Origin of the sequence: Aeromonas sp. FDAARGOS 1417, from assembly GCF_019046985.1 — a bacterium.
GTDB classification, from domain to species: domain Bacteria; phylum Pseudomonadota; class Gammaproteobacteria; order Enterobacterales; family Aeromonadaceae; genus Aeromonas; species Aeromonas veronii.
Genome location: NZ_CP077221.1, coordinates 2,417,270 through 2,440,375 on the forward strand (window position 1 = coordinate 2,417,270; position 23,106 = coordinate 2,440,375).

The 23,106-nt window shown below is 59.2% G+C and carries 19 protein-coding genes and 1 pseudogene; 11 read left to right on the forward strand and 9 right to left on the reverse strand.

Features of this window, described 5'->3' with window-relative positions:
• The first annotated feature begins 3 nt into the window (after positions 1 to 3).
• The gene (locus I6L47_RS10945; protein ID WP_216947413.1) at positions 4 to 522 is read left to right on the forward strand and encodes a protein disulfide oxidoreductase; all 519 of its coding nucleotides are present in this window, start codon (positions 4 to 6) and stop codon (positions 520 to 522) included.
• 77 nt (positions 523 to 599) lie between these two features.
• Here I6L47_RS10945 and I6L47_RS10950 read toward each other — a convergent pair whose 3' ends face one another.
• The gene (locus I6L47_RS10950; RefSeq protein ID WP_216947414.1) at positions 600 to 1,424 is read right to left on the reverse strand and encodes a LysR family transcriptional regulator; all 825 of its coding nucleotides are present in this window, start codon (positions 1,422 to 1,424) and stop codon (positions 600 to 602) included.
• A 130-nt stretch (positions 1,425 to 1,554) separates the two neighbouring features.
• Here I6L47_RS10950 and I6L47_RS10955 point away from each other — a divergent pair, with 130 nt between their 5' ends.
• The 8 genes from I6L47_RS10955 (at position 1,555) to I6L47_RS10990 (ending at position 10,511) form a co-directional block, all read left to right on the forward strand.
• A complete protein-coding gene (locus tag I6L47_RS10955; protein ID WP_216947415.1) occupies positions 1,555 to 2,433 on the forward strand; it encodes an NAD(P)-dependent oxidoreductase in 879 nt (292 codons plus the stop codon).
• Positions 2,430 to 3,182, forward strand: a complete 753-nt coding sequence (locus I6L47_RS10960; protein WP_216947416.1) for an SDR family NAD(P)-dependent oxidoreductase — start codon at positions 2,430 to 2,432, stop codon at positions 3,180 to 3,182. The genes I6L47_RS10955 and I6L47_RS10960 overlap by 4 nt, the downstream gene beginning before the upstream one ends.
• A gap of 280 nt (positions 3,183 to 3,462) precedes the next feature.
• Positions 3,463 to 3,747 (forward strand): DnaJ domain-containing protein, encoded by a 285-nt coding sequence (locus I6L47_RS10965; RefSeq protein WP_005343121.1) that lies wholly within the window; start codon positions 3,463 to 3,465, stop codon positions 3,745 to 3,747.
• A gap of 23 nt (positions 3,748 to 3,770) precedes the next feature.
• Complete coding sequence (locus tag I6L47_RS10970; protein ID WP_216947417.1) at positions 3,771 to 4,313, forward strand: hypothetical protein; 543 nt, start codon at positions 3,771 to 3,773, stop codon at positions 4,311 to 4,313.
• A gap of 12 nt (positions 4,314 to 4,325) precedes the next feature.
• Positions 4,326 to 5,093: a hypothetical protein gene (locus tag I6L47_RS10975; protein WP_005335887.1), complete on the forward strand. Its 768-nt coding sequence runs from the start codon at positions 4,326 to 4,328 to the stop codon at positions 5,091 to 5,093.
• Between the two features lie 11 nt (positions 5,094 to 5,104).
• On the forward strand, positions 5,105 to 6,007 hold the full coding sequence (locus I6L47_RS10980) for a hypothetical protein (RefSeq protein WP_216947418.1): 903 nt from the start codon (positions 5,105 to 5,107) through the stop codon (positions 6,005 to 6,007).
• Positions 6,008 to 6,532: 525 nt separating this feature from the next.
• On the forward strand, positions 6,533 to 8,020 hold the full coding sequence (locus I6L47_RS10985; protein ID WP_254204728.1) for a peptide MFS transporter: 1,488 nt from the start codon (positions 6,533 to 6,535) through the stop codon (positions 8,018 to 8,020).
• Between the two features lie 565 nt (positions 8,021 to 8,585).
• Positions 8,586 to 10,511 (forward strand): anti-phage dCTP deaminase, encoded by a 1,926-nt coding sequence (locus tag I6L47_RS10990; protein WP_254204729.1) that lies wholly within the window; start codon positions 8,586 to 8,588, stop codon positions 10,509 to 10,511.
• A 55-nt stretch (positions 10,512 to 10,566) separates the two neighbouring features.
• Here the strand turns inward: I6L47_RS10990 and parC are convergent, their stop codons facing one another.
• From parC to nudF, 6 genes are all read right to left on the reverse strand, one after another.
• Positions 10,567 to 12,861, reverse strand: a complete 2,295-nt coding sequence (gene parC, locus I6L47_RS10995; RefSeq protein WP_216947420.1) for a DNA topoisomerase IV subunit A — start codon at positions 12,859 to 12,861, stop codon at positions 10,567 to 10,569.
• A gap of 83 nt (positions 12,862 to 12,944) precedes the next feature.
• Positions 12,945 to 14,855, reverse strand: coding sequence for a DNA topoisomerase IV subunit B (gene parE, locus I6L47_RS11000; RefSeq protein WP_204420236.1), 1,911 nt, complete (start codon positions 14,853 to 14,855; stop codon positions 12,945 to 12,947).
• Between the two features lie 132 nt (positions 14,856 to 14,987).
• Positions 14,988 to 15,575: a YqiA/YcfP family alpha/beta fold hydrolase gene (locus I6L47_RS11005; protein ID WP_216947421.1), complete on the reverse strand. Its 588-nt coding sequence runs from the start codon at positions 15,573 to 15,575 to the stop codon at positions 14,988 to 14,990.
• A 12-nt stretch (positions 15,576 to 15,587) separates the two neighbouring features.
• On the reverse strand, positions 15,588 to 16,406 hold the full coding sequence (gene cpdA, locus I6L47_RS11010; RefSeq protein ID WP_069526926.1) for a 3',5'-cyclic-AMP phosphodiesterase: 819 nt from the start codon (positions 16,404 to 16,406) through the stop codon (positions 15,588 to 15,590).
• 22 nt (positions 16,407 to 16,428) lie between these two features.
• A complete protein-coding gene (locus I6L47_RS11015) occupies positions 16,429 to 16,878 on the reverse strand; it encodes a DUF1249 domain-containing protein (protein WP_005335899.1) in 450 nt (149 codons plus the stop codon).
• 1 nt (position 16,879) lies between these two features.
• Positions 16,880 to 17,521, reverse strand: coding sequence for an ADP-ribose diphosphatase (nudF, locus tag I6L47_RS11020; protein ID WP_005335901.1), 642 nt, complete (start codon positions 17,519 to 17,521; stop codon positions 16,880 to 16,882).
• A 304-nt stretch (positions 17,522 to 17,825) separates the two neighbouring features.
• Between nudF and tolC the strand changes: the two genes are divergently transcribed.
• Entirely contained in the window at positions 17,826 to 19,145 is a 1,320-nt protein-coding gene (gene tolC, locus I6L47_RS11025) for an outer membrane channel protein TolC (RefSeq protein ID WP_216947422.1), read from the forward strand.
• 50 nt (positions 19,146 to 19,195) lie between these two features.
• On the opposite strand, the pseudogene I6L47_RS11030 reads toward tolC, so the two are convergent.
• Together I6L47_RS11030 and I6L47_RS11035 are read right to left on the reverse strand one after the other, a co-directional pair.
• Positions 19,196 to 20,515, reverse strand: a pseudogene (locus tag I6L47_RS11030) (IS4 family transposase).
• Between the two features lie 136 nt (positions 20,516 to 20,651).
• A complete protein-coding gene (locus I6L47_RS11035; RefSeq protein WP_005363134.1) occupies positions 20,652 to 21,557 on the reverse strand; it encodes a 1,4-dihydroxy-2-naphthoate polyprenyltransferase in 906 nt (301 codons plus the stop codon).
• Positions 21,558 to 21,765: 208 nt separating this feature from the next.
• On the opposite strand from I6L47_RS11035, the gene I6L47_RS11040 reads away from it, so the two are divergent.
• Positions 21,766 to 23,088: an isochorismate synthase MenF gene (locus tag I6L47_RS11040; RefSeq protein ID WP_216947423.1), complete on the forward strand. Its 1,323-nt coding sequence runs from the start codon at positions 21,766 to 21,768 to the stop codon at positions 23,086 to 23,088.
• Positions 23,089 to 23,106 lie beyond the last annotated feature (18 nt).

Genomic DNA, 23,106 nt, shown 5'->3' on the forward strand with positions numbered 1-23,106 from the left:
GGGATGGCAAGCACCAACCCTCAACCCCGTTGGCGACGCTGGGGCAAGGAGGCACTCAGCCTGCTGTTGCTGGTACTGGTCATCTCGACCCTGCTCGATCTGTGGCGCAGCCCGACCCTGCCTGAGGGGGCGATGAGCGCCCCCGTCACTCTGCAGGATGGCACCAATACGGATCTCGCCACCCTGAGCCGCGGCAAGCCGCTGCTGGTCTACTACTGGGCCAGCTGGTGCAGTGTCTGCCGCTTCACCACCCCGACCGTGCAGCAGCTCTGGCAGGAGGGGGAAAACGTGCTGACGGTGGCGCTGCGCTCCGGCAACGCAGAGCAGCTTGGCAAGGGGATGAGCAAGAAGGGGCTCACCTTCCCGACCCACAACGACGAGTCGGGGGATCTGGCTGCCCAGTGGCAGGTGGGCGTCACCCCGACGTTCCTCGTCATCAGGGATGGGACGCTTGTGAGCAGCACCACCGGCTGGAGCTCGAAGTGGGGCTTGCAACTGCGGCTCTGGTGGGCGTCGCTCTAGCCACGCAACAACATTGCCTCAACAGGGCCATCCCAACCGGATGGCCCTTTTTTATGCCTGACATTTTTATCCCGACATCAGGCGGGAAGCTGCATCCCGCGCACCTGCTCCAGTAGGGCAGTTACCGCTATCGAGCGCAACGCATCGGGGGCGTAGCAGAGCCCCACCCGCCGCTTGAAGGAAGAGGCCGCCAGCTCGGCGACCGAACAACCGGGCAAACAAAGCGAACGGGGCAACCAGGCAATCCCCGCCCCGGCGACCACCATAGTCGCCGCCAGTCGCAGCGAGCCCGCCCGCCGTGGATAGAGCGGCGCCTGATTGCCGAGGATGGCGATCAGCCGCAGGTGGGAGTCGTGGCGCGGGCAGGTGACCCAGGGTTCATCCGCCAACGCTGTCGGGGTGAGCGCCCCCTTGCCAGCCAGCGGGTGAGCCGGTGGCAGCACCAGCACGAACTCCTCCTCCAGCAGGGGGATAAAGAGCTCGTCGCCACAGCGCAGGGATTCGCAGCCCAGCCGCACATCGCCACAGCAGCCCTCCTCCAGAGTCAGCAGGATCTCCTCGTGGGCGAGCGCCCCTTGCACCAGCGCCCCCACCACGCCATCGCCAAGGTCTGCCTCAATCCCCACCGTCAGCTCGAGGCAGGGGGAGGTTTCACGAAACTCGCGGGCGAGGGAGTCGGTATCGGCGATCAGCCGCTTGGCACGGGGATAGAGCCGGTGCGCCGCTTCAGTCCCCTCCACCCCGCGCGCCTGCCGCACAAACAGGGTCACCCCCAGCTCATCCTCCAGCGTCTTGATGGTGGTGGAGAGGGTGGGCTGGGTAATGAAAAGGCGGGTGGCCGCCGCCGTGATGTTGCGCTCCTCGAAGACAGCGACAAACGCACGCAGGGTTCGCACATCCATAGAATTCACCTATACCAGACAGTCATAAAAGCCATTTTTCACGGCGACACGGGGCAAATATAGTGGCTTACCTGCCACAAGGCATCCCAATTCTCTATATCAGCGTCTATCAACACAGCCAGGAGCCATCATGCGCCATCTCTCTGTCATCGGCCTCGGGGCCATGGGCTCCGCCCTCGCCACCACCTTGCTCAAGGCGGGCCATCCGGTCACCGTCTGGAATCGCAGCGCCGCCAAGGCAGCCCCGCTGCAAGCGCAGGGTGCGACACTCGCCCCTTCGGTTGGCGCGGCCATCGCCGCAAGCGATATCACCCTTGTCTGCGTCGATAACTACGCCGTCAGCCAGCAGCTGCTGGATGAGGCGAGCGACGCCGTGGCGGGCAAGCTGCTAGTGCAGCTCTCCACCGGCAGCCCGCAGGGGGCCAGAGCGCTGGAGAGTTGGAGCCACGCCCGCGGCGCTCGCTATCTCGATGGCGCCATCCTCTGCTTCCCGGATCAGATCGGCACCAGTGATGCCAGCATCATCTGCTCGGGGGCCATCGCGGCCTTTAGCGAGGCAGAGCCGGTGCTGCGCCTGCTCGCCCCTACCCTCGACCATGTGGCCGAGGCGGTGGGCGCCGCCGCGGCGCAAGATTGTGCCGTCGCCGCCTACTTTGCCGGTGGCCTGCTCGGTGCTCTGCACGGGGCGCTGATCTGCGAGGCGGAAGGGTTGCCGGTGGCCAAGGTGTGCGCCCAGTTCAGCGAACTTTCCCCGATTTTGGGGGGCGATGTGGCCCACCTGGGCAAGACGCTGGCGAGCGGCGATTTCGATCACCCCTACGCCAGCCTGAAAACCTGGAGCGCCGCCATCAGCCGCCTCGCCGGTCACGCCACCGATGCCGGGATCGATAGCCGCTTCCCGCGTTTTGCCGCCGATCTGTTTGAGGAAGGGGTGGCGCAAGGGTTTGGTCAGCAGGAGGTGTCAGCCCTCATCAAGGTGCTGCGGGCACGCAATGGAGCGGCACAATGAACGAGCTGACCAACCAACCCCAAATTGCACTGGTCACCGGCGCCGCTGGCGGGATTGGCCGCCAGCTCTGCATCGGACTGGCCGAGGCGGGTTATCGGGTGATCGCCACCGATCTGGCCCCTCACGCTTTTGACCATCCCGAGATCCACTTTCATCCGCTCGATTTGCGGGATGAGCAGGCCATCGAACGCCTCTTTGCCGAGGTGCGCGCACAACATGGTGGCATCCATCTGCTGATCAACAACGGCGCCATCAGCAAGTTCCACACCCGCTTCGAGGAGCTGAGCGCAGCCCAGTTCGATCAGGTGATGACGGTCAATGTGCGCGGCTCCATGCTCTGCGCCCGCGCCTTTGTGAAGGCCAACCACGGGTTGTCCTATGGCCGCATCATCAATATTGCCTCCACCCGCTGGCAGCAGAACGAACCGGGTTGGGATGCCTACGGCGCCTCCAAAGGGGCGCTGGTCGCCCTCACCCAGTCCCTCGCCAACTCGCTGGCCGACTACCCCGTCACGGTCAATGCCATCAGTCCGGGCTGGATCCAGGCGGAGGATTACCACACCCTGACCGAGGCGGATCATCGCCAGCACCCGAGTGGCCGAGTCGGTCGCCCCGACGACATCACCCGCGCCTGCCTCTTTCTGGCGGATCCCCGCAACGACTTTATCAACGGCGCCAATCTGGTGGTCGATGGCGGGATGAGCAAGAAGATGATCTACCACACCTCTGCCTCCTTCTGGGAGGAGTAGCCCCTGCGGCGGCAGCCTCGCCCCGGCCTGCCGCCCGCCCCCTTCCTGCCCGTTTTTTCATCGCTTTTGCCCCGCCGCCCTTGCACTGGCCAGACCGACTGGCAACAATAGGCACTCAACTGACCCCTCTTCATTTCGCCCGTTAATTGATCGCCCAACTCATCGCGTTGGCGGGCTGTTTCCGTTAAAATGACGGGTTTTTGCCGTGCCTGGTTTGCCAATCCCCACCATCAGGCACTCGCAGCGTGAATCCTATGATGCCAGTGATGCAGGATCTGCCATGAACAACTACTTTCGGGTGCTGGGCGTCAAGTCCAACGCCAGCGAAAACGACATCAAGAAAGCCTATCGTCGGCTGTCGAACCAGTACCACCCCGACAAGCTGCACGGGGCCAGTGAAGAAGAGAAAGAGCAGGCAGCCATCAAGCTGCACCAGGTAAAGCAGGCCTATGAAGTGCTGTCCGATCCGAAGCAGCGGGCCGCCTTTATCAAGGATTTCAACAACGTCATCGTTACCGACCCCGCCTCCGCCATGCAGGAGATGTGGGATCAGTTCTACCCCTGAAACAGCAGGCAGAAAGAGCAACTATGCAAAAGAGATGGGACCAGGCGCGGCTCAAGTCGCTGCAAAGCGATGCCAGCGAAAACATCGAATCCTACCGGGATCAGGACGACCCCAAGGGGCTGGAACAGTTCACCGACCAGATGAAGAGCCTGCTGCTGGCCGATATGAGCATGCTGGAGTTTATGCCCGAGTATCTGCCGCTGGCCCTCTATGGCCGGGTGCAGTTCCCGGCCAAGGCCAAGTCGCAGTGGAACAAGTGGCTCACCAGCGGCGAGCAGCCAAGCTGGGACGAGTTCAAGATGAGCGTCGGCTTCAACAACGCCGCCCTGCCGCTGGTCAAGGCGGTGCGGGCCCAGAGCGAAGATCAGCTGATGGAAGCCTGCGCCGTGCTGTTCCTGCTCGACAACCCGCTGCCGCGCGGCAGCCACCGCGGTGATGACGACTATGAGCTGCGCGACGAAGAAGATGAAGACGGGGAAGATGCCGACGCCGACTACCATGGCGGCAGTGACCGCTATGGTGATGACGACGGCGATCAGGATATGTACGACGAAGTCCGTTTCTAATTGGGGCAAGGCATGAGCAACAGTCTGATAGAAATTACCGCCATCGAGATCAAAGAGCTGGCCGTTATCGAGCCGAAGCAGGCCAGCGAGAAGTTCGAGCTGATCGCCAAGACCATGTCTGACGACCAGCTGGCAGAAGTGATTGAAAACATTGATATCGTCACCCTGACCCAGATTAACGGCCAGCACGATATCTCCTTCCCCTCCATCATCTCCGAGCTGATGACCCCGGAGCGGATCCGTGACATCGTCTGCCAGCAGCCGCTCTATTGGGAAGAGGCGATCAAGAACAACGCCGACGAGCTGCAACAGCACACCTTCGACTTCCTCAACTACCTGATCCGCACCCAGGATAGCGAAGCCAAGCAGCGCGAGATCCTCGAGTGCGTGGCCGAAGATCCGGCCGGTCTCTTCTACCTCGCCATCCCCTTTATCGAGTTCTATCGCGGCGATCGCTATGAAGAGGACGAAGGCTATCGCGACGTGCTGCACGCCGAAGAGGAAGATCTCGAAGAGTCCTTGCGCTACAGCGAGCGCCAGCAGAGCGAGGATGTCCACGACTACGCGCTGGATGACCCGCGCAGCCTCTTGATGCTCATTCGCGAGCTGGCCCCCGAGGTGGAGAAAGCCATCAAGGCGCTGCTGCGCAACGAGCACTCAACCTGGGACGGCATCATCAACAAGTTTGCCGCCGAGCTGGTGATGCAGGCCAAAGAGAAGAACAAGGTCGAGGAAGACGAGTACGGCGACGTCGACGACATGTTCAGCTTTCTGGATTAAGGAGCCCATTCATGCAGTTAGTCATTCGCGATGCCAACCAGGGCCCCTTTCTGACTCAGGTGCTGCGCTTTGGCCGCGACAACGAACTCTTGAGTCAGCAGCAGCTGGCCGCCATCAAGGGCAAGGCGGTGCTGATGAGCCTCAAATTCGCCGACAAGTACTACAACAAGTACAAGATGCACCTGCTGGAGCAGGCGGCCCACGACGTCATCGGCGTGGTGAGCCTCGGCCTGCAGGAGCTCTCGGCGCGGGATCCGGCCAAGGCGCTGGCGCTGCTGCAGGCGCCGGAAGGCCCCATCAAGCCGTTCCAGAAGGGCTGGTCGATGCTCATTACCGTCAGCCCCAAGCAGACTGGCAACAGCCTCTACGGTGATGTGGATGCGCGGCTCTTGGACAAGATCTCGAGCCCCCCCGATGTGGAGGAGTGGCAAGGGTGGCAGGAGTACGAGAAGGCGCTGGCCGAGCACAACAAGAGCCGCCTGATGGAACTCATCGACCAGCACTTCTTCGCCTGCGAGAGCGACCACCCCACCATGGAGGACAAGCTGGCTGAAGCGCTGCTCTACCGCATCCTCTGCGGCAAGGGCAGTGGCGCCGCCCCGCTCAAGGTGAAGCAGGATCTCAAGCGCAAACTGGCGCGGGAGATTGAGCTCGACGAGAACTGGTACGACACTGACTACCTCGCCGCCCAGCTCGCCCTGATGCTGAGCGCGCTGCCCGCCGACATGGCCGCCGCCCTGCGCCAGGAGCTGAGCCCGGGCTTTGTGCCCAATCTGCTCCACACCCTCGGCTTTGTGCGCCAGTACCAGCTGCTGCAAAAAGAGAACGCCTCGCCGGAGAAGCTCGACAACATCGAGATGCGCGCCGGTCTCAAGCACCCGCTGCTCGGCTGGCCGCTCTACCACGACTTCTAAGGCCGCTTTCGCCGCCCATCAGTCGCACCACAACGCCCGGCCCGCCGGGCGTTGTTCTATCCTCCCCTCACCCTCTCCCAAGCAGATAGGTAACACGCGAAAGTCACCCCGGGGCTGTCCCTTCTCTTACCGATATTTATTCACTCAACGCCCGAAGATGAATAAACAACCTGCGATACAACCGCTTGGCGCCAGCTACGTTTCGGGACAACAAAGCGGGACACAGATCCCGCTACAGCGCAATAATCGGCACCAAATAGCCGACTGGATCACATCAACCGTGCCGCAATCGCGTGGTAAGCCGAGCTAAAACCACGGCTCAATCGCGCATAAAAAGGCGGAATAGATCAATAAAAAGCAATTAATCGCGCCGGATTAAATTTCAGGTATGGCTATTTGTACCGCTTGGCCGCTAAATGACAGACCGGCCTTCAGACCAGCATGGAAGCGCACAAGGCTAGCCGGCAGCAGACCGGTACGCTCTCAGGACGAGTTATGACTTTCTTCTCTCACAGGAGACAGACCGTGAGCGCTTCGAATCAACACCCCACCATTCCCCCCGGCTCCGGGGCGCTGTTCTTTATCCAGACCTTCTCGACCCTGGGGTTTGCCGTGCTCTACTCCACGCTGGTGCTCTACGCCACCAAGCGGCTCGGCTTTAGCGAATCCCAGGCCAACGCCATGATGGGGGTCTTCGGGGCCTTCAACTATGGCCTGCACCTGTTTGGCGGTTATCTCGGCGGGCGCTACCTCAGCAACCGCAACCTGTTCGTGATGGGGATGGTGCTGCAGGTGATCGGCTGCTACTTCATCGCCGAGATGGGGATCACCGGCCTCTACTGGGGGCTCGCCATGTTCCTTACCGGCAGCGGCCTCAACGTCACCTGCCTCAATATGATGCTGACCCAGCGCTTCGCCCCGGATGATCACCGCCGCGAGAGCGCCTTCCTGTGGAACTACGCCGGGATGAATCTGGGCTTCTTTATCGGCTTCACGGTGGCGGGCTACTTCCAGCTCACCGAGGATTACCGCACCCTGTTCCTGTTTGCGACGCTGGGCAACATCATTGCCATCATCGCTACCTTCGCCTGCTGGCCGATTCTGGCGGATATCAGCACCCCGCTGCGCCATATCAAAGGGAGCGGCTTCTACCGCCGCATGCTGGCGGGTATCGCCATTCTGGCCATGCTGGTGCCAGCGCTGCGTCTGCTGCTGACCCACGCCAGCTTCAGCGGCAGCTTCGTGCTGATCCTAGGGGCCGTGGTGCTGGTGCTGCTCTGCGTGATGGCAGCCCGCCACCCGGACGCCGCCGAGCGCAGCCGCATGGTGGCCTACCTGATCCTCGCCCTTGGCTCCCTCATCTTCTGGTCGCTCTACCAGCTGGCGCCCATGGGGCTGATGCTCTTCTCCGAGCACAACATCAACCTCAACGTGTTCGGGCTGCGGGTCGCCCCCCAGTGGATCCAGAACATCAACACCCTCGTCATCGTCATCGGTGGCCCGCTGATGGCGCTGCTGTTCAAGCGACTGCGCGAACAGGGGTGGAATATCGACATCCCCTCCCAGTTTGCCGCCTCCCTGTTCTGCATGGGGCTCGGCATGCTGGTGCTACCGCTCGGCATCCATCTAGCGGGGGCCGACGGGCTGGTCGCCTTCAAGTGGATCGCCATCAGCTATGTGCTGCAGAGCTTTGGCGAGCTGCTAATCTCCCCCATCGGTTACGCCATGATTGGCAAGCTGGCCCCCGCCAGCCTGCAAGGCTTGATGATGGGCTGCTGGATGATGGTGACCGGCGTTGCCTCGGTACTGGCGGGCTATGTCTCCGGCGCCATGCCGCAAAATATCGGCAGCACCCCGGTCGCCACCAACCCGGGTTACAGCTCGGTATTCAATATGCTCGGCTGGGGCTCGCTGGCGGGCGGCGTGGTGTTGCTACTGCTGGTGCCCCGCCTGCGCCTGCTGATCGCCTCGAAAATCACCCCGCCACCAGCGGCGACCGCCATTCCTGGCTAATTGGATTCGAGCCAGCCATTTTATTGGCCCCTGCCAATGCGGACGGTTGAATCAGCAACGCGGCTGATAATGCGAAGGGCCCCGCCATCATGGATGGCGGGGCCCTCTCTTTTGGCGGGATGGATGGCTCTTTTTCAGGTTGGCAACCTGGCACCTATTGCGGCGTTTGCCCTATTGTCAGCTTTCCCTCCCCCTAACCCTCTCCCAAGGGGAGAGGGGATCTGCACCTGCCACTCTGTAGCCGTAGCTGTCAGGCTTAGCTATCACGCCATTCCACGGTCACTATCAATGGCTGCGATCTCTGCTCCCACTCTTTGCCATAGATAAGGGGAGAAGGGTCGGGGATGAAGGGAGCAAACCACCGACAAGCAGCAGGACGTTAAAGAAAACAGAGAGAAGTAGGGTCGATTAGCGAAGCGTAATCGTCCGCACCGCAATCCCGGTGGCTATGGACATAGAGAAGAGATCAGCTGGAACACCGGTAGAATTACGGCAACCGGTTTTCGCGATCGTCTGATTACGCTTCGCTAATCAGACCTACAGGACGAATCAAATCAACAGTCTCATGGATATGCCGAGCCAGCTCACACCTTTAGCCCTAAAAGCTTCAGACAAAGCCACACTCGAGATAGAGTATAAAGATAATGAAAATGACCTCATTGATTATTTTCAACACTGGAATGGAACTCACGAGGTAGATAATATGGCATTAAAGTTTACGAGCTCTTTTGATGTTTTGAAAGAACGACTACGTTCTTTAAACGGAACTTGGGATGAAAGCCAACATAATAAAAAAGTATTTCGGCTCGGCCATGGGGTCATGAACTGGTTTGAAACTACAGGCTCTATACAATTCCAAGGGAAAAACCCTGAAAAATATAAACTAGAAACAGAAGTCCCTAATCTATTATACCCTAGCGAAAACCAACAATTAAGTGCATTCCCAAGTGTTTCTGTTGATGCACTCACTGACTCAAGGCCAAATGAAAATAACAACAAAGAATCTCAACCTCTATCTTTAGAGCTTGAGTACTTAACAAAAGGTGTCAATGAGAGTGAGTTAATAATTGGGATTGTCAGCGCAGTAGGTACAGAATACAAAAGAGTAACCGACCCATTGACAGATAGGCTACAAGGGTTCGGTTATACAGTTAAAGATATTCGCGTCTCAAGTATTCTACCTACTTACCATGGTAATACTAACGAGTACGCCAGAATTAAACATTATATGGATGCTGGAGATAGCCTTCGAGAAAAGAGCAGAAACAATGCAATTCTATCTGCAGGCGTTGCCAAAGAAATATCAAAATCGAGAACTACAAACACGTCCAAGACAGCTTATATAGTCAATTCATTAAAACACCCTAGCGAGGTGGAGTTTTTACGAAAAATATATGGTGACGGTTTCTACCTAATTGGAATACATGCAGATGAAAAAAGACGTAGACAACACTTGTGTGAAGATAAAGGTTTAAATCAAAACGAAGCTAATGAGCTCATAAAAATTGACGAGGATGAAAGTGTTGACCATGGACAAAAAACCCGTGATACCTATCATTTATCTGACTTCTTCCTTAACTTAGGTAGTAATAACGATCAAGTAAAAAATGGACTGCAACGTTTTCTGGAGTTGATATTCTCCAACCCATACAAAAACCCAACCTTTGATGAATTTGCTATGTTCATGGCTTTTAACAGTTCTGTTCGTTCAGGAGATTTGTCACGACAGGTTGGTGCTGTAATAAGTAGAGAGCAACAGATTATTGCAACAGGAGCAAATGATGTACCAAAATCAGGCGGGGGATTATATTGGGCTGAGGTAGACCCCAAAACAGGAAAAGTAGAAGATCACCCAGATGGAAAAGACTATATGAGAGAGGGTGATTCCAACAAGCAAGCCCAATCAGAAATAATAGGTGAGATTGCAGTAAATCTTCTAAACAAAGGTTTATTAAAAGAAGAAAACAAACTAGACATCATAAAGATTTTGAAAGATAGTAAAATTTCCGACCTCACCGAATTTGGGCGTGTAGTTCATGCCGAAATGGATGCTTTACTTTCTTGCGGCAGAGCTGGCATTTCCACTAATGACTCAACTATTTATTGCACAACATTCCCTTGTCACAATTGTGCTAAACATATTATAGCCAGTGGTATTAAACGTGTTGTCTATGTAGAACCATATCCCAAAAGTAGAGCTTTAGATTTTCACTCCGAGTCCATTAAATTGATCTCTGAGTTCGAAGACTTAGCTTCATCTAATCAAGATACAGTAGCATTTGAACCGTTTATTGGTATTGGCCCACGTCGATTTCTTGATCTTTTTTCCATGAGTTTAGGTGGTGGTTCCAAACTGAAACGTAAAGATAAAGGTGGTGCGATCTTAGAATGGGACAAATCAAAAGCACCAATTAGATCCCCGCTAATACCAAAGTCATACTTAGAAATAGAAACTGCAGCATCAGAGCTTTGGATGCAAATACATCAATAATCTACACTTTACGCATAAATAGAAGGGAGCGACCAATCGCTCCCTTCTCTATTAATTACCCTTCCTGATTTTCCCCGGCTACCGGTTCAGCACCGGCGGCGGGTTCAATCTCGATGCGATCGACTCGCTGCAAACCGCGGGGCAGCTTGGCACCACGACGGCCGCGCTCGCCGCGGTAGTAGTCGAGATCAGAGGGTTTGAGAGTCAGCTTGCGCTTGCCGGCAAACAGGGTGACCGACTGGCCCTGCGGGATGACGGCGGCCATCACCACAAACTCTTCCCGTGCTTTCACCCGAGCCGACGGAATGCTGATGAGCTTGTTGCCCTTGCCCTTGCCGAGCACCGGCAAGGTATTGAGCGGGAACAGCAGCATGCGCCCTTCGTTGGAGATGGCCATGCAGAGATCGGTCTCTGGCGAGCCAATCTTCTGGGGTGCCATCACCAGACCCCCTTCCGGCACGGTGAGCAGCGCCTTGCCGTTCTTGTTCTTGCCGATGAGATCGTCATAAGTGCAGACAAAGCCGTAACCGGCGTCGCTGGCGATCAGATACGGCTCGCCTTCGTTGCCCATCACCAGATGGCGCACCTCTTCCCCTGCCCCCAGCGCAAAGCGGCCGGTGAGCGGTTCGCCCTGACTGCGGGCGGATGGCAAGGTGTGGGATTCGAGGGCGTAGGTTCTCCCCAACGTGGAGAGGAACACCGCCTGCTGGTTGCTGCGGCCACAGGCGTGGGCCAGATAGCTGTCCCCCGCCTTGTAGGAGAGCCCCTCGACATCCACGTCGTGGCCCTTGGCGGCGCGCACCCACCCCTTGTCGGAGAGAATGACGGTGACCGGTTCGCTGGGAATAAGCTCTTTCTCGGTCAGCGCCACGGCGGTGGCACGCTCCACCAGCGGGGTGCGGCGATCGTCGCCGTACTTCTCGGCATCGGCCAGCAGCTCTTTCTTGAGCAGGGTGTTGAGGCGACGCTCGGAGCCCAGAATGAGCTCCAGCTTGTCGCGCTCTTCGGCCAGTTCGTTCTGTTCGGCGCGCAGCTTGAACTCTTCGAGCTTGGCCAGATGGCGCAGTTTCAGCTCGAGGATCGCTTCGGCCTGGGTCTCGGTAATGTTGAAGCGCTCCACCATCACCTTGCCCGGCTCATCCTCGGTACGGATGATCTCGATCACCTCGTCGATGTTGAGATAGGCGATCAGCAAACCTTCGAGGATGTGCAGGCGAGCCAGCACCTTGTCGAGGCGGAACTGCAAGCGGCGACGCACTGTCTCGCGACGGAACTGGATCCACTCGCTGAGGATGGTCTTGAGGCACTTCACCTGCGGCCGGTTGTCGAGGCCGAGGATGTTGAGGTTAACCCGGTAGTTCTTCTCCAGATCCGTGGTGGCGAACAAATGGGCCATCAGCCCCTCCACATCCACCCGGTTGGAGCGCGGCACGATCACCAGACGGGTCGGGTTCTCGTGGTCCGATTCATCGCGCAGATCGGTGACCATCGGCAGCTTTTTCGCCACCATCTGGGCGGCGATCTGCTCCATGATCTTGGCGCCGGAGGCCTGATGAGGCAGCGCTGTGATGACGATGTCGCCATCCTCCTCGCTCCAGACCGCCCGCTGCTTGATGGAGCCCTTGCCGGTCTCGTAGATTTTGCGGATGTCATCGCGCGGGGTGATGATCTCGGCGTTGGTCGGGTAGTCCGGCCCCTGAATGTGCTGCATCAACGCATCCAGCCCCGCATTGGGGTTGTCGAGCAGCTCGGCACAGGCGTAGGCCACTTCCCGCGCGTTGTGGGGCGGGATGTCGGTCGCCATGCCCACCGCGATACCGGTCACCCCGTTGAGCAGGATGTGTGGCAGGCGGGCGGGCAGCACCACCGGCTCCTTCATGGTGCCGTCGAAGTTCGGCGTCCACTCCACCGTGCCCTGACCGAGCTCCGAGAGCAGCAGCTCGGAGAAGCGCGACAGACGCGCCTCGGTATAACGCATCGCAGCGAAGGATTTGGGATCGTCCGGCGCACCCCAGTTGCCCTGACCGTCCACCAGCGGATAGCGATAGGAGAAGGGCTGGGCCATCAGCACCATGGCTTCATAACAGGCGCTGTCGCCGTGGGGGTGGTACTTACCCAGCACGTCACCCACGGTACGGGCTGACTTCTTGTGCTTGGAGAGCGCCGACAGCCCCAGCTCGCTCATGGCGTAGATGATGCGCCGCTGCACCGGTTTGAGGCCATCGCCGATATGCGGCAAGGCTCGATCCATGATGACGTACATGGAGTAGTTCAAGTAAGCCTGTTCGGTAAAGGTGCGCATTGGCTGGCGCTCTACCCCGTCCAGACTGAGCTCGATAGCATCACTCATGTGATTTTCTCTTTCGGTTCGGGAGCCGCCACAGGGCGACTCCGGCTAAATGCTTGCTGGCCCTGTGCGGGCCAGCCGACGGCTTAGATGATGGCGAGGTTGCCCTTCTCTTCCAGCCACTCACGGCGATCACCCGCCCGCTTCTTGGCCAGCAGCATGTCCATCAGCTGCAGGGTCTCGTCAGCCGCATCCCCTTCACTCTCCCCTGCCGGATCCATGGTGAGCTGCACCAGACGGCGGGTGTTGGGATCCATGGTGGTTTCCCGCAGCTGTTTCGGGTTCATTTCGCCCAAGCCCTTGAATCGGGTCACCATCACCTTGCCTTTCTTCTTCTCGGCTTCGACCCGCTGCAGCACGCCATTCTTCTCGTCCTCATCGAGGGCGTAGTAGACCTCTTTACCGATATCGATCCGGTAAAGCGGCGGCATGGCGACATAGACGTGGCCCTTCTCCACCAGCGCGCGGAAGTGCTTCACGAAGAGGGCGCAGAGCAGGGTGGCGATGTGCAGACCGTCCGAGTCCGCATCCGCGAGGATGCACACCTTGCCGTAGCGCAGGCCGCTGAGATCCTCGGAGTCGGGGTCGAGCCCGATAGCGACCGAGATATCGTGAACTTCTTGCGAGGCGAGCACCTGACCGGCCTCCACCTCCCAGGTGTTCAGGATCTTGCCGCGCAGGGGCATGATGGCCTGAAACTCGCGATCCCGCGCCTGCTTGGCGCTGCCGCCCGCAGAGTCACCCTCCACCAGGAACAGCTCCCCCTGCATGGGGTCGGCGCAGTTACAGTCAGTCAACTTGCCGGGCAGCGCCGGGCCCTGGGTAATCTTCTTGCGCACCACCGTCTTGGCGGCGCGCATCCGGCGCTGGGCGCTGGAGATACAGATCTCGGCGATCTGCTCCGCCAGCTCGGTGTTGCTGTTCAGATAGAGGCTGAAGGCATCCTTCACCACGCCGGAGACAAACGCCGAGCTCTGGCGGGAGGAGAGGCGCTCCTTGGTCTGACCGGCGAACTGCGGATCCTGCATCTTGATGGAGAGGATGTAGGCGCAGCGATCCCAGATATCTTCCGGAGTCAGCTTGACCCCGCGCGGCAACAGATTGCGGAACTCGCAGAACTCGCGCATGGCGTCGAGCAGGCCCTGACGCAGACCGTTGACGTGGGTGCCGCCCTGCGCGGTGGGAATGAGGTTCACATAGGATTCGGCGAGGCATTCGCCCCCTTCCGGCAACCAGCAGAGCGCCCAGTCCACCGCCGATTGTTCGGAGCTGAACGAGCCGATAAAGGGCTGCTCCGGCAGGCAGGTGAACTGCTTGACCGCGTCGACCAGATAATCCTTGAGGCCATCTTCGTAGCACCACTCCAGCTTGATGCCGGTGTTCTTGTCGAGGAACTTGATGGTGAGGCCGGGGCAGAGTACGGCCTTGGCTTTGAGCAGGTGTTCCAGCTTGGTGACCGAGAATTTGGGCGAATCAAAGTAGCTCGCCTGCGGCCAGAAGCGCACCCGGGTGCCGGTGTTGCGACGACCGCAGGTGCCGGTGATGGTCAGCTCCTGCACCTTCTCGCCACGCTCGAAGGCGATGTCGTAGACCTGACCGTCGCGACGCACCGTCACCTCGACCCGATCGGAGAGGGCGTTTACGACCGAAATACCCACCCCGTGCAGACCGCCGGAGAACTGGTAGTTCTTGTTGGAGAATTTGCCGCCCGCGTGCAGCTTGCAGAGGATCAGCTCCACCCCGCTGACCCCCTCTTCCGGGTGGATATCGACCGGCATGCCGCGGCCGTCGTCGATCACTTCGAGGGACTGGTCTTCATGCAGGATCACCTCCAGATTGCGGGCGTGACCTGCCAGCGCTTCATCGACGCTGTTGTCGATGACCTCCTGGCCGAGGTGATTGGGCCGGGTGGTGTCGGTATACATGCCGGGGCGGCGACGCACCGGCTCAAGGCCATTGAGGACCTCAATGGCATCCGCATTGTATTGAGTAGACATGGAGGGCCTTGCGAATTGACGTTTGGAGGGAATCTTAACTGCTAGGCGGGGGTAGAACAAACTCCCCGCACCGAAAGCTTGATCTGGAGAAGAACAAGCAGGGCGAGACCGCCCTTATTGACTCAAACCTGACTATAACCCGAGGAAACGGATGATCTGGGCGGGGTAGCGCTCGAACGCGACAAAGGCGTGGTTGCCGCCGCACTCCAGCGAAAGGCGGGCAAAACGGTATTCATCCAGCGCCTTGCGGTAGTCGAGCACCTCATCCCCCTGCTGTTGCAGGATCCAGAGCCGCTCCGGCGCCGTCACCGGTACCGCCAGTGCCCGCAGCTCATCCATATGTTCAGGCCGCAGTTCGTACTGCTCCCCGGTATAGGGATTGGTCTGGGGGCCAAGGTAGTCACAGAGCAGCTCGTGCGGGCGCACCGCCGGATTGATCAGCGCGGCGCGGCAGCCGTACTGCTCGCTCACCCGGGTCGCCATAAAGCCACCAAGGGAACTACCCACGGCACCGAGCTTGAATTCACTACCATAACGACTCTGCAGATCGGCAATGGTCTGTTCGATAGCCGCCCAAGCCGCCGCCGGCGTATTGGGCTGAGCCGGAATGATCACCTCGATGTCGGGCCGATTGGCGGCCACCCAGGCAGCCATCTGCTGCGCCTTGGCGGAGCCCGGTGAGGAGTTGAAACCGTGCAGATAAAGGAGAACCGACTTCATGGAATGCTCTCCTCAATAACCGGTGGCGTTGGGGTCGGGCACAAACTGTCCCACCGGCAGGCGCCACACCTCGCTGGCCACCCGCCCATCCGGATAGAGGGTGAGATAGCGCCAGCCCGGGCCGGATTCATCCAGCGCGAAGCCGTCGGATAGCGGTTTGAACTGAATGCAGGTGGAGGGGCTGGCAATCAGCCGCACCCCGCGGTGCACCTCGTCAAACTCCTGATGAACGTGGCCGAACAGGATGGTCTTCTGCTGCGGATGACGGGCCAGCACGGCGAACAGGTCATCGGCATTCTTGAGATTGTGCTGATCCAGCCAGGCGCAGCCCACCGGCACCGCCTGATGGTGCAGGGTGATAAGGGCGTGGCGATCAGGATATTGACGCAGGGCACGGTCGAGGGCGGCCAGCTGGTGATCGCCAATCATGCCGTGGGGTTTGCCGCGCACCTGGGTGTCGAGCAGGATCACCTGCCAGTGCTCGCCCACCAGCTGCTTGGATTCGCTGATCCCGGCGGCATGGAGATATTCGGTCATCAGCGGGCTGTCATCGTGATTGCCGGGCAGCCAGTAGATGGGACGGCCCAGGGGCGCCATCATGGAGGCGAAACGCTGATAGGATTCCGGGCTGTGATCCTGCGACAGATCGCCGGTCGCCAGAATCACCTCGTAGGGGTGTTCATTGGCCTGCACCTGTTCCAGCACGGCGGCCAGACTCTCTGCGGTGCGCACAGCCAACAGCCGCCCTTCGGCACTCGCGAAGAGGTGGGTGTCGGTAATTTGCAACAGGCGCACACTGCCGTCCTGCGCCTGGGGGAGCTCTGTTTCCAAAATCACGCTTCTTTTTATTTGTTCAACTGGAGATATTGATCGGGCTGGTACCATGTCTGAGACAAAATTTTAGCCATTCGGCCAGAAACAGATTTACCTGCTCCTTTTCGTCCCGCTGGTGCATCTTTTTATTGGGATAATCATAACGTGGTTGCAAACGGGAAATCTGTTGCGCTGCACACACTTCCGCCATCCGCACATCATGATACAAACGAATCTCTATCTGAGCTTGTAAATATTCGGGCAATTCGGGGTTGTGCTGGCTCAGGATCACCTGATTGGTGAAGCGACTCTCGCCAATGATGGTGAGCTGGAACTGCAGATCGTTGCCGACCCGATAGCGGCGCTCGGCCCCGACTTCCCCATCAGGCGGCAGCAGTTTCATCAACGCCATGTAATTGACCTCGCAGGTACGCTGCAAGGACATCAGATCAGGCACATAGCGCCTGCTCTGTTGCAGGGTCAGCGCCACCTCAGCGATCCGCCAGCCAGCGGGCGCGCAGCTCGCCATGGTTGAGGGCCAACCACTGCAGGGCAATGACCGAGGCAGCATTGTCGATACGTCCCTCTTTGAGCCAGGCGTAGGCCTGTTCGCGGCTCACCACGTGCACCCGGATATCCTCGCCCTCATCAGCCAGACCGTGCAGTCCCTCGGCCTTGCTGGCATCCACCTCGCCCACAAAGACCTCGATCCGCTCGGTGCTGCCGCCCGGGCTCACCAGATAGCTGATGGCATGCTCGCAGCGGGCCACCTCGATCCCGGCCTCTTCCACCGCTTCGCGGCGCACCACCGCCTCGGCGGTCTCGCCTTCGTCGATAATGCCGGCCACCAGCTCCAGCAGCCAGGGGGTCGGACTGGTCTCCATGGCGCCGATGCGGAACTGCTCCACCAGCACGATCTGGTCGCGTACCGGATCATAGGGCAGCAGCGCGGCGGCATGGCCCCGCTCGAACAGCTCGCGCACGATGGGCTGGTTCCAGCCGCCTGCAAATAACCGATGCTGCAAACGATAGACATTCACCTTGAAGAAGCCGTTATATCCAGCTGATTTTTCAATGATTTTCACATCATCGGCGGCGTAATGCCGATCTTGCGGCAAGGGTTGCTGCGACATCCGGGGCTCCCGTCAGCTTGACTTGTATCAGTTTGACCATAAAATCCGAGGAACATGAATGAACGTTCATTCACTCGGCGTGCCATGGTAATGAGGGGTGGATTTTAGCAGCCACAGACCATTTGGCTAGGCACGCGGGGAGAAAACTGCGTCCGGTTCTTGACGTTCCCGTCACCGGACCTGAGACTCTTAGCATTAAATTTTGCTTATAGTAGAGTGATTAAGCTGCAATCAAGCTTGGTCGGTGACAATATTTGCCTCTCCAGCAACCAGTTTGGGTTACTACATAAGGTTAAAACGATCTATGAAAAGAACACTTTTGTCAGTCATGGTGTTGCTGGGCGTCAGTGCCGGTGCCCATGCCGAAAACCTGCTCGACATCTACCAGCAAGCCCAGATCAAAGACCCGCAGTTGCTGCAGTCCAAAGCCGTTCGCGATAAAGCCTTCGAGCAGATCAATGAATCCCGTGCCCCTCTGCTGCCCCAGATCGATCTGGGTGCCGGGCTCAATTATCTGCAAAACAAGAACGATACCCAGAGCAATACCAACGCCAAGGGTGAAGTGACGCTGTCGCAATCCCTCTATCGTCGCAGCAACTGGGTCAATCTGGATATCAGCGAGAAGCAGGCCACCCAGTCAGATGTTGCCTACAACCTCGAAATCCAGAACCTGATGGTGCGCACCGCCAAAGCCTACTTTGATGTGCTCAAGGCGATGGATACCCTGGAGTTCGTCCGTGCCAACAAGGTTGCGGTAGAGCGTCAGCTGGAGCAAACCCAGCAGCGTTTCGAAGTGGGCCTGACCGCCATCACCGACGTCCATGAAGCAGAAGCCTCCCGTGACCAGGCACTGGCTGACGAGATAAATGCCGAAAACTCGCTGGACAACAGCTACGAGACCCTGCGCGAGCTGACCGGTATCGATCACCGCAATCTGGACGTGCTGAACACTGATCGTTTCAGCCCGCAGAAGACCGCCTTCGGCTCCGACAAGTGGCTGGAGCTGGCGCTGGACAAGAACCTGCAACTGCACAGTGCCCGCATCAGCAAGGACATTGCCAAGGAGCAGATTGATCTGGCCAAAACCGGCCATGAGCCGACGCTGGATCTGGGTGCCGGACTGCAAACCAGCAATACCGATTACAAGCTGGATAGCATTCCGGGCGGCAATGACAATCAGGCCAATATCGGTCTGACCTTCAAGCTGCCCATCTACAGCGGTGGCGCCACCAGCTCCAAGGTGAAGCAGGCTCAATACAACTACGTAGCGGCCAGCGAACTGCTGGAGAAGAACTTCCGCTCTGTGCAGAGCACAGTGCGCTCCTCCTACAACAACGTGAACGCCAGCATCGGCTCGGTACGTGCCTACAGCCAGTCTGTGGTCTCCGCCGACAGCGCCCTGAAGGCGACCGAAGCCGGTTACGAAGTGGGTACCCGTACCATCGTCGACGTGCTGGACTCCACTCGCAAGCTGTACGAGGCCAAGCAGAAGCTCTCCGAAGCCCGTTACAACTACATTCTCAATATCCTGAGCCTGAAACAGGCTGCCGGTATTCTGGAAGCGCAGGACCTGGTGGAAGTGAACCAGGGTCTGATGCCTGCCACGGCAAAAGCCAAAAGCTGATAGCCGCTATTGGACATGAAAAAGGCGACCGCAAGGTTAATGCCAGTCAGTTAAGCCTGACTGGCATTGTTTTTATTGGCTTTTTTCACACTATACCTCTGTTGCCTTGGCTTCACGCAGCGGGGGTAACTCCGCTCCCTTCGCTCCGGTAACACAAACTGCTCCGTCTGTTTCTCCAGCTCTGCCACCCGCTTCGGGATACTCCCAGGTGACAGGTACGGCATGCAGCTCAGTTCATGGATGAGGCACACCGATGCCATGTGAAAACTCAGCTGGCTCGCCGTGTATCCCTTCAGACTCGCCGCCATCTTTACCATCTGGCTGCGCAGCAGGTTATACGCCAGCAGCACGCCCCACAGCTCTTGCCGTATCCCCGTCGCCTTCTTGCTGCGCAGGGTCAGCCGGTGTTGTTGCAGGCTGTGCTTCATCTCCCGATAGCCCAACTCGATTTCTCAGCGATGGCTGTAGAGCTCGACAATATCGGCGCTCGGAAAGCGCATCGGGTCGACCATTGAGGTCAACACTTGCCGCTGATGTTGCGGGTCAGCAAGCGGGCTTCCACTGTATCCGGCAGGTGCGGCCACTTCTTCCTCGCCTGTGGGCTGGTTTTCAGCAAGACCAGTGCATCCTGGCGCCCCAGTTTGCGCACCATCTCGTATTGGGTGGCCTTTTTGAGCGGCAGCAACCAGTGCCGCTCACAGCCGGTGGTTTGCCAGGCGTGGAGCAGGCCGAGGGAGTAAAACCCCTTGTCGAACAGGGTGAGCGAGTGGTCCGGTGTGCGCGCGATGAGTTGCTCGGCCAGAACCATCTCGTTGACGGCGCAGCTCTCCATGACGGCTTGCGTGAGCAGGTGGCTGGTCAGCTCCATCTGACAGAGCATGCGCACCTGCGGATAGGCGGTCTCGCCATGCCGGGTACTGGGCTTGGCAAAGGCGGCGGCATTATCCGGGGTATCGGATGTGCGCCACATCACGCCATCGACGGCGAGCAGTTGCAGCCCGGCCCAACCGGGGTGATTAGCCTGCTGGTGCCAGCCTACGGCGGTCTCGTGAAACAGGCGCCCAATGCTCTTGTGGCCAAGCTTTTGGCGAGCTTGCAGGAAGGCGCTGGGGGCAACGAAGGGGCGGTCACCGGGCAAGAGGATATCGAGCTGATTGACCAGCTGGGTCATGGGGGGCGTGGCGGAAGATGGCCATGCCGATGATGGCCCAGACCAGACGCTCCATGGGCATGCGGCGACGGCGCAGGGTAGCGACGCCCTCTTCGCCGAGCAGCGTCATGATGAGCTCGGGAGGAATGAGGTCAGAGAGTGACTCAAACTGGGCAGCATTGCTGGCGTGGAGGAAATCAAGAGCCTGGTCGATACGCATAAAAAATCCGAAACCAATCAACAGGTTTCGGATTTTCACACATCAGGAGGATCGGTCAATGGATCCTTAACTGATCGGCATTATCCCATATCGGGAGCCCTTTTCATTGTTCACCTTGGCGAGCTGCGACCAGCTGTCAGGAGAGCGCCAACCCGATGGAGAGCAGCAGGCTGAACAGAAATGCGCTGATGGCGGTCTTCTTGAGGGAACCGGTCAGCACCTCGCCATCGTAGCTTTCGCGAAGAGTCTTGGCCGCATCGCTGAGAGGCTTCATGGCGGGCAGGAAGATCCACGGCCAGAAACTGGCGGGCTGGATCAGGATAAAGGCGATGGTTGCCAGCAGCGCCGCCCCCAACAGTACCCAGTGATAAGCGATGGCGCGATTGCGGCCAAGGCGCACCGCCAGGGTGATCTTGCCGCTGGCGGCGTCTGTCTCGATGTCGCGCACATTGTTGATATTGAGCACGGCGGTGGCCAGCAGGCCACAGGCGGTGGCGGGCAGCAGCAGATCCCACTCCAGCGTCTTGGTGAAGAGGTAGTAGGAGCCGAGCACCCCTAGCAGGCCGAAGAAGAGGAACACCGAGATATCGCCAAACCCGCGATAGCCGTAAGGGGTCTTGCCGACGGTGTAGGTCACCGCCGCGACAATGGCCGCGCCACCCAGCACCACAAATGCCAAAATCTGCAGCCACTGGCCGCCGAAGGCACAGCCCAGCAGCAGCAGGCCACTGGCCACCGCCGCCAGCGCAGTCAGCCCCATCGCCACGCACATCTGCTTTTTGGTGATAAGACCGGAGACCACCGCCCGCTGCGGGCCGATCCGCTCACCGTTGTCAGCGCCGGAGACCGCATCGCCGTAATCGTTGGCCAGATTGGAGAGGATCTGCAGCAGGATGGCGGTCAGCAGGGAGAGCGCCATGATGGTGCCATCGAAGGCACCACGACTGGCAGCCAGCCCCGAGCCCAGCAGGATAGAAGAGCAGGCGAGCGGCAATGTTCGCAAACGCGCCGCCAGCAACCAAACAGAGAAGGTATTTGTCATTTTGTGATGGCCAAACAATCGGATATTGATCGTGTTAAGGGTTATCGAACCGGATTTGGGTATACTTGGCCCCGGAGAGTGAAGCTCCCGCGGGCGATTTACATGGACGAATGGGCAGATAATATATAGGAAATCATCGCCCTTTGGCATAAACCTACGGCATCCAGCTACCGGATCGCTCGTTACTACCCGGCTCAGACAAGAATCCATGTTGGCTCAGACCCATATCAAGCAACAACTGGACGCCCTGCGTCACAGCAACGTCAGCGGCTTCGTACGGTTGCGAGTGGCGATCGAAATCCGCTCCTTTCTGGGCTGGCTCGCGGCGCAAACCCTCTATCCCCGCATCTACTGGCAGGCCCGTGGAGAGGCTCGTCCCGAGTATGTCGCGCTTGGCGCCATCCATGAACTGACCGAGCCGCACGCCATCAAGCAGGTGTGCACTAACACAGCCAACCAGCATCATGACGACAGCCCTCGCTACTATGGCGGACTGGCGTTCGATCCGGCCCAGTCCGGCTGGCAAGGGTTTGGCCCCTGCCGTTTCGTGCTGCCACGCATCGAGCTGGTGCGCCGTGGCGAGTGCGTCAGTCTCTGCCTCAACCTCTGGCTGGATGAAAACAATCTCGAGGCCGAACTGCAGGCGGCCGAAGCCGCCCTCGATGCCCTGCGCCCGGAAGCCCCGCTGCCCGTTCTGCAAAAGCAGCCCTGGCAGCGACAGGATTGCCCCGGCCCCGCCCAGTGGCAGACGCTGGTGGAGCGCGTCACCGCCCCCGATTTTCAGGCCCACACTCCCAAGGTGGTGCTATCGCGGGAGAGCGTGCTGACCAGTCCGAACCATGATGCGGATATCAATCCCTGGGCCATGCTCGACCAGTGGGCCCGCCACGCCCAGGACTGCTTCCACTTCGGTTTTCAATTCTCCCCCGAGCAGGCCTTTATCGCCTGCTCCCCCGAGCGGCTCTACCGCCGGGAAGATCGCCACCTCTTTACCGAGGCGCTGGCGGGCACCATTCGCCGCTCCGGCGATGAAGAGGTCGATGCCCAACTGGCCGCCGAACTGCTGGCCGACAGCAAGAACCGGCTGGAGAACCGGCTGGTACACGCCGACATCCTCAGCCGTCTGGCACCACTGACCCACGATGCCACCCTGACCGAGCCGCGCATTCTCAAACTGCGGCTGCTGCAACACCTCAAGTGCGATATCGAAGCCGAGCTCAAGCCCGGGGTCTGCGACTGGCAGTTGCTCGACGCCCTCCACCCGACGCCGGCGGTTGGTGGTGCACCTCGCGAGGCGGCGCTCGCCTTTATCCGCGAGTTCGAACCCTACGACCGGGGCTGGTACGCCGGAGCCTGCGGCATGCTGAGTCGGGAGACGTCCGAGTTCTCGGTCGCCATTCGCAGCGCCCGCATTCAGCCGGGCAGCGTCACCCTGTTTGCCGGTGCCGGCATTGTCGCCGGTTCCGAGCCTGTCGCCGAGTGGGCCGAACTCGACAACAAGATCGCCAATGTGCTCTCCCTGCTGGGATAGTCATTCACCCTTTTCACG

Excerpts from the sequence above, each read along its gene's own strand:
- I6L47_RS10945 (WP_216947413.1), top strand. The coding sequence starts at position 4 with ATGGCAAGCACCAACCCTCAACCCCGTTGGCGACGCTGGGGCAAGGAG.
- I6L47_RS10950 (WP_216947414.1), bottom strand. The coding sequence starts at position 1,424 with ATGGATGTGCGAACCCTGCGTGCGTTTGTCGCTGTCTTCGAGGAGCGC.
- I6L47_RS10955 (WP_216947415.1), top strand. The coding sequence starts at position 1,555 with ATGCGCCATCTCTCTGTCATCGGCCTCGGGGCCATGGGCTCCGCCCTC.
- I6L47_RS10960 (WP_216947416.1), top strand. The coding sequence starts at position 2,430 with ATGAACGAGCTGACCAACCAACCCCAAATTGCACTGGTCACCGGCGCC.
- I6L47_RS10965 (WP_005343121.1), top strand. The coding sequence starts at position 3,463 with ATGAACAACTACTTTCGGGTGCTGGGCGTCAAGTCCAACGCCAGCGAA.
- I6L47_RS10970 (WP_216947417.1), top strand. The coding sequence starts at position 3,771 with ATGCAAAAGAGATGGGACCAGGCGCGGCTCAAGTCGCTGCAAAGCGAT.
- I6L47_RS10975 (WP_005335887.1), top strand. The coding sequence starts at position 4,326 with ATGAGCAACAGTCTGATAGAAATTACCGCCATCGAGATCAAAGAGCTG.
- I6L47_RS10980 (WP_216947418.1), top strand. The coding sequence starts at position 5,105 with ATGCAGTTAGTCATTCGCGATGCCAACCAGGGCCCCTTTCTGACTCAG.
- I6L47_RS10990 (WP_254204729.1), top strand. The coding sequence starts at position 8,586 with ATGGATATGCCGAGCCAGCTCACACCTTTAGCCCTAAAAGCTTCAGAC.
- parC (WP_216947420.1), bottom strand. The coding sequence starts at position 12,861 with ATGAGTGATGCTATCGAGCTCAGTCTGGACGGGGTAGAGCGCCAGCCA.
- parE (WP_204420236.1), bottom strand. The coding sequence starts at position 14,855 with ATGTCTACTCAATACAATGCGGATGCCATTGAGGTCCTCAATGGCCTT.
- I6L47_RS11005 (WP_216947421.1), bottom strand. The coding sequence starts at position 15,575 with ATGAAGTCGGTTCTCCTTTATCTGCACGGTTTCAACTCCTCACCGGGC.
- nudF (WP_005335901.1), bottom strand. The coding sequence starts at position 17,521 with ATGTCGCAGCAACCCTTGCCGCAAGATCGGCATTACGCCGCCGATGAT.
- tolC (WP_216947422.1), top strand. The coding sequence starts at position 17,826 with ATGAAAAGAACACTTTTGTCAGTCATGGTGTTGCTGGGCGTCAGTGCC.
- I6L47_RS11035 (WP_005363134.1), bottom strand. The coding sequence starts at position 21,557 with ATGACAAATACCTTCTCTGTTTGGTTGCTGGCGGCGCGTTTGCGAACA.
- I6L47_RS11040 (WP_216947423.1), top strand. The coding sequence starts at position 21,766 with ATGTTGGCTCAGACCCATATCAAGCAACAACTGGACGCCCTGCGTCAC.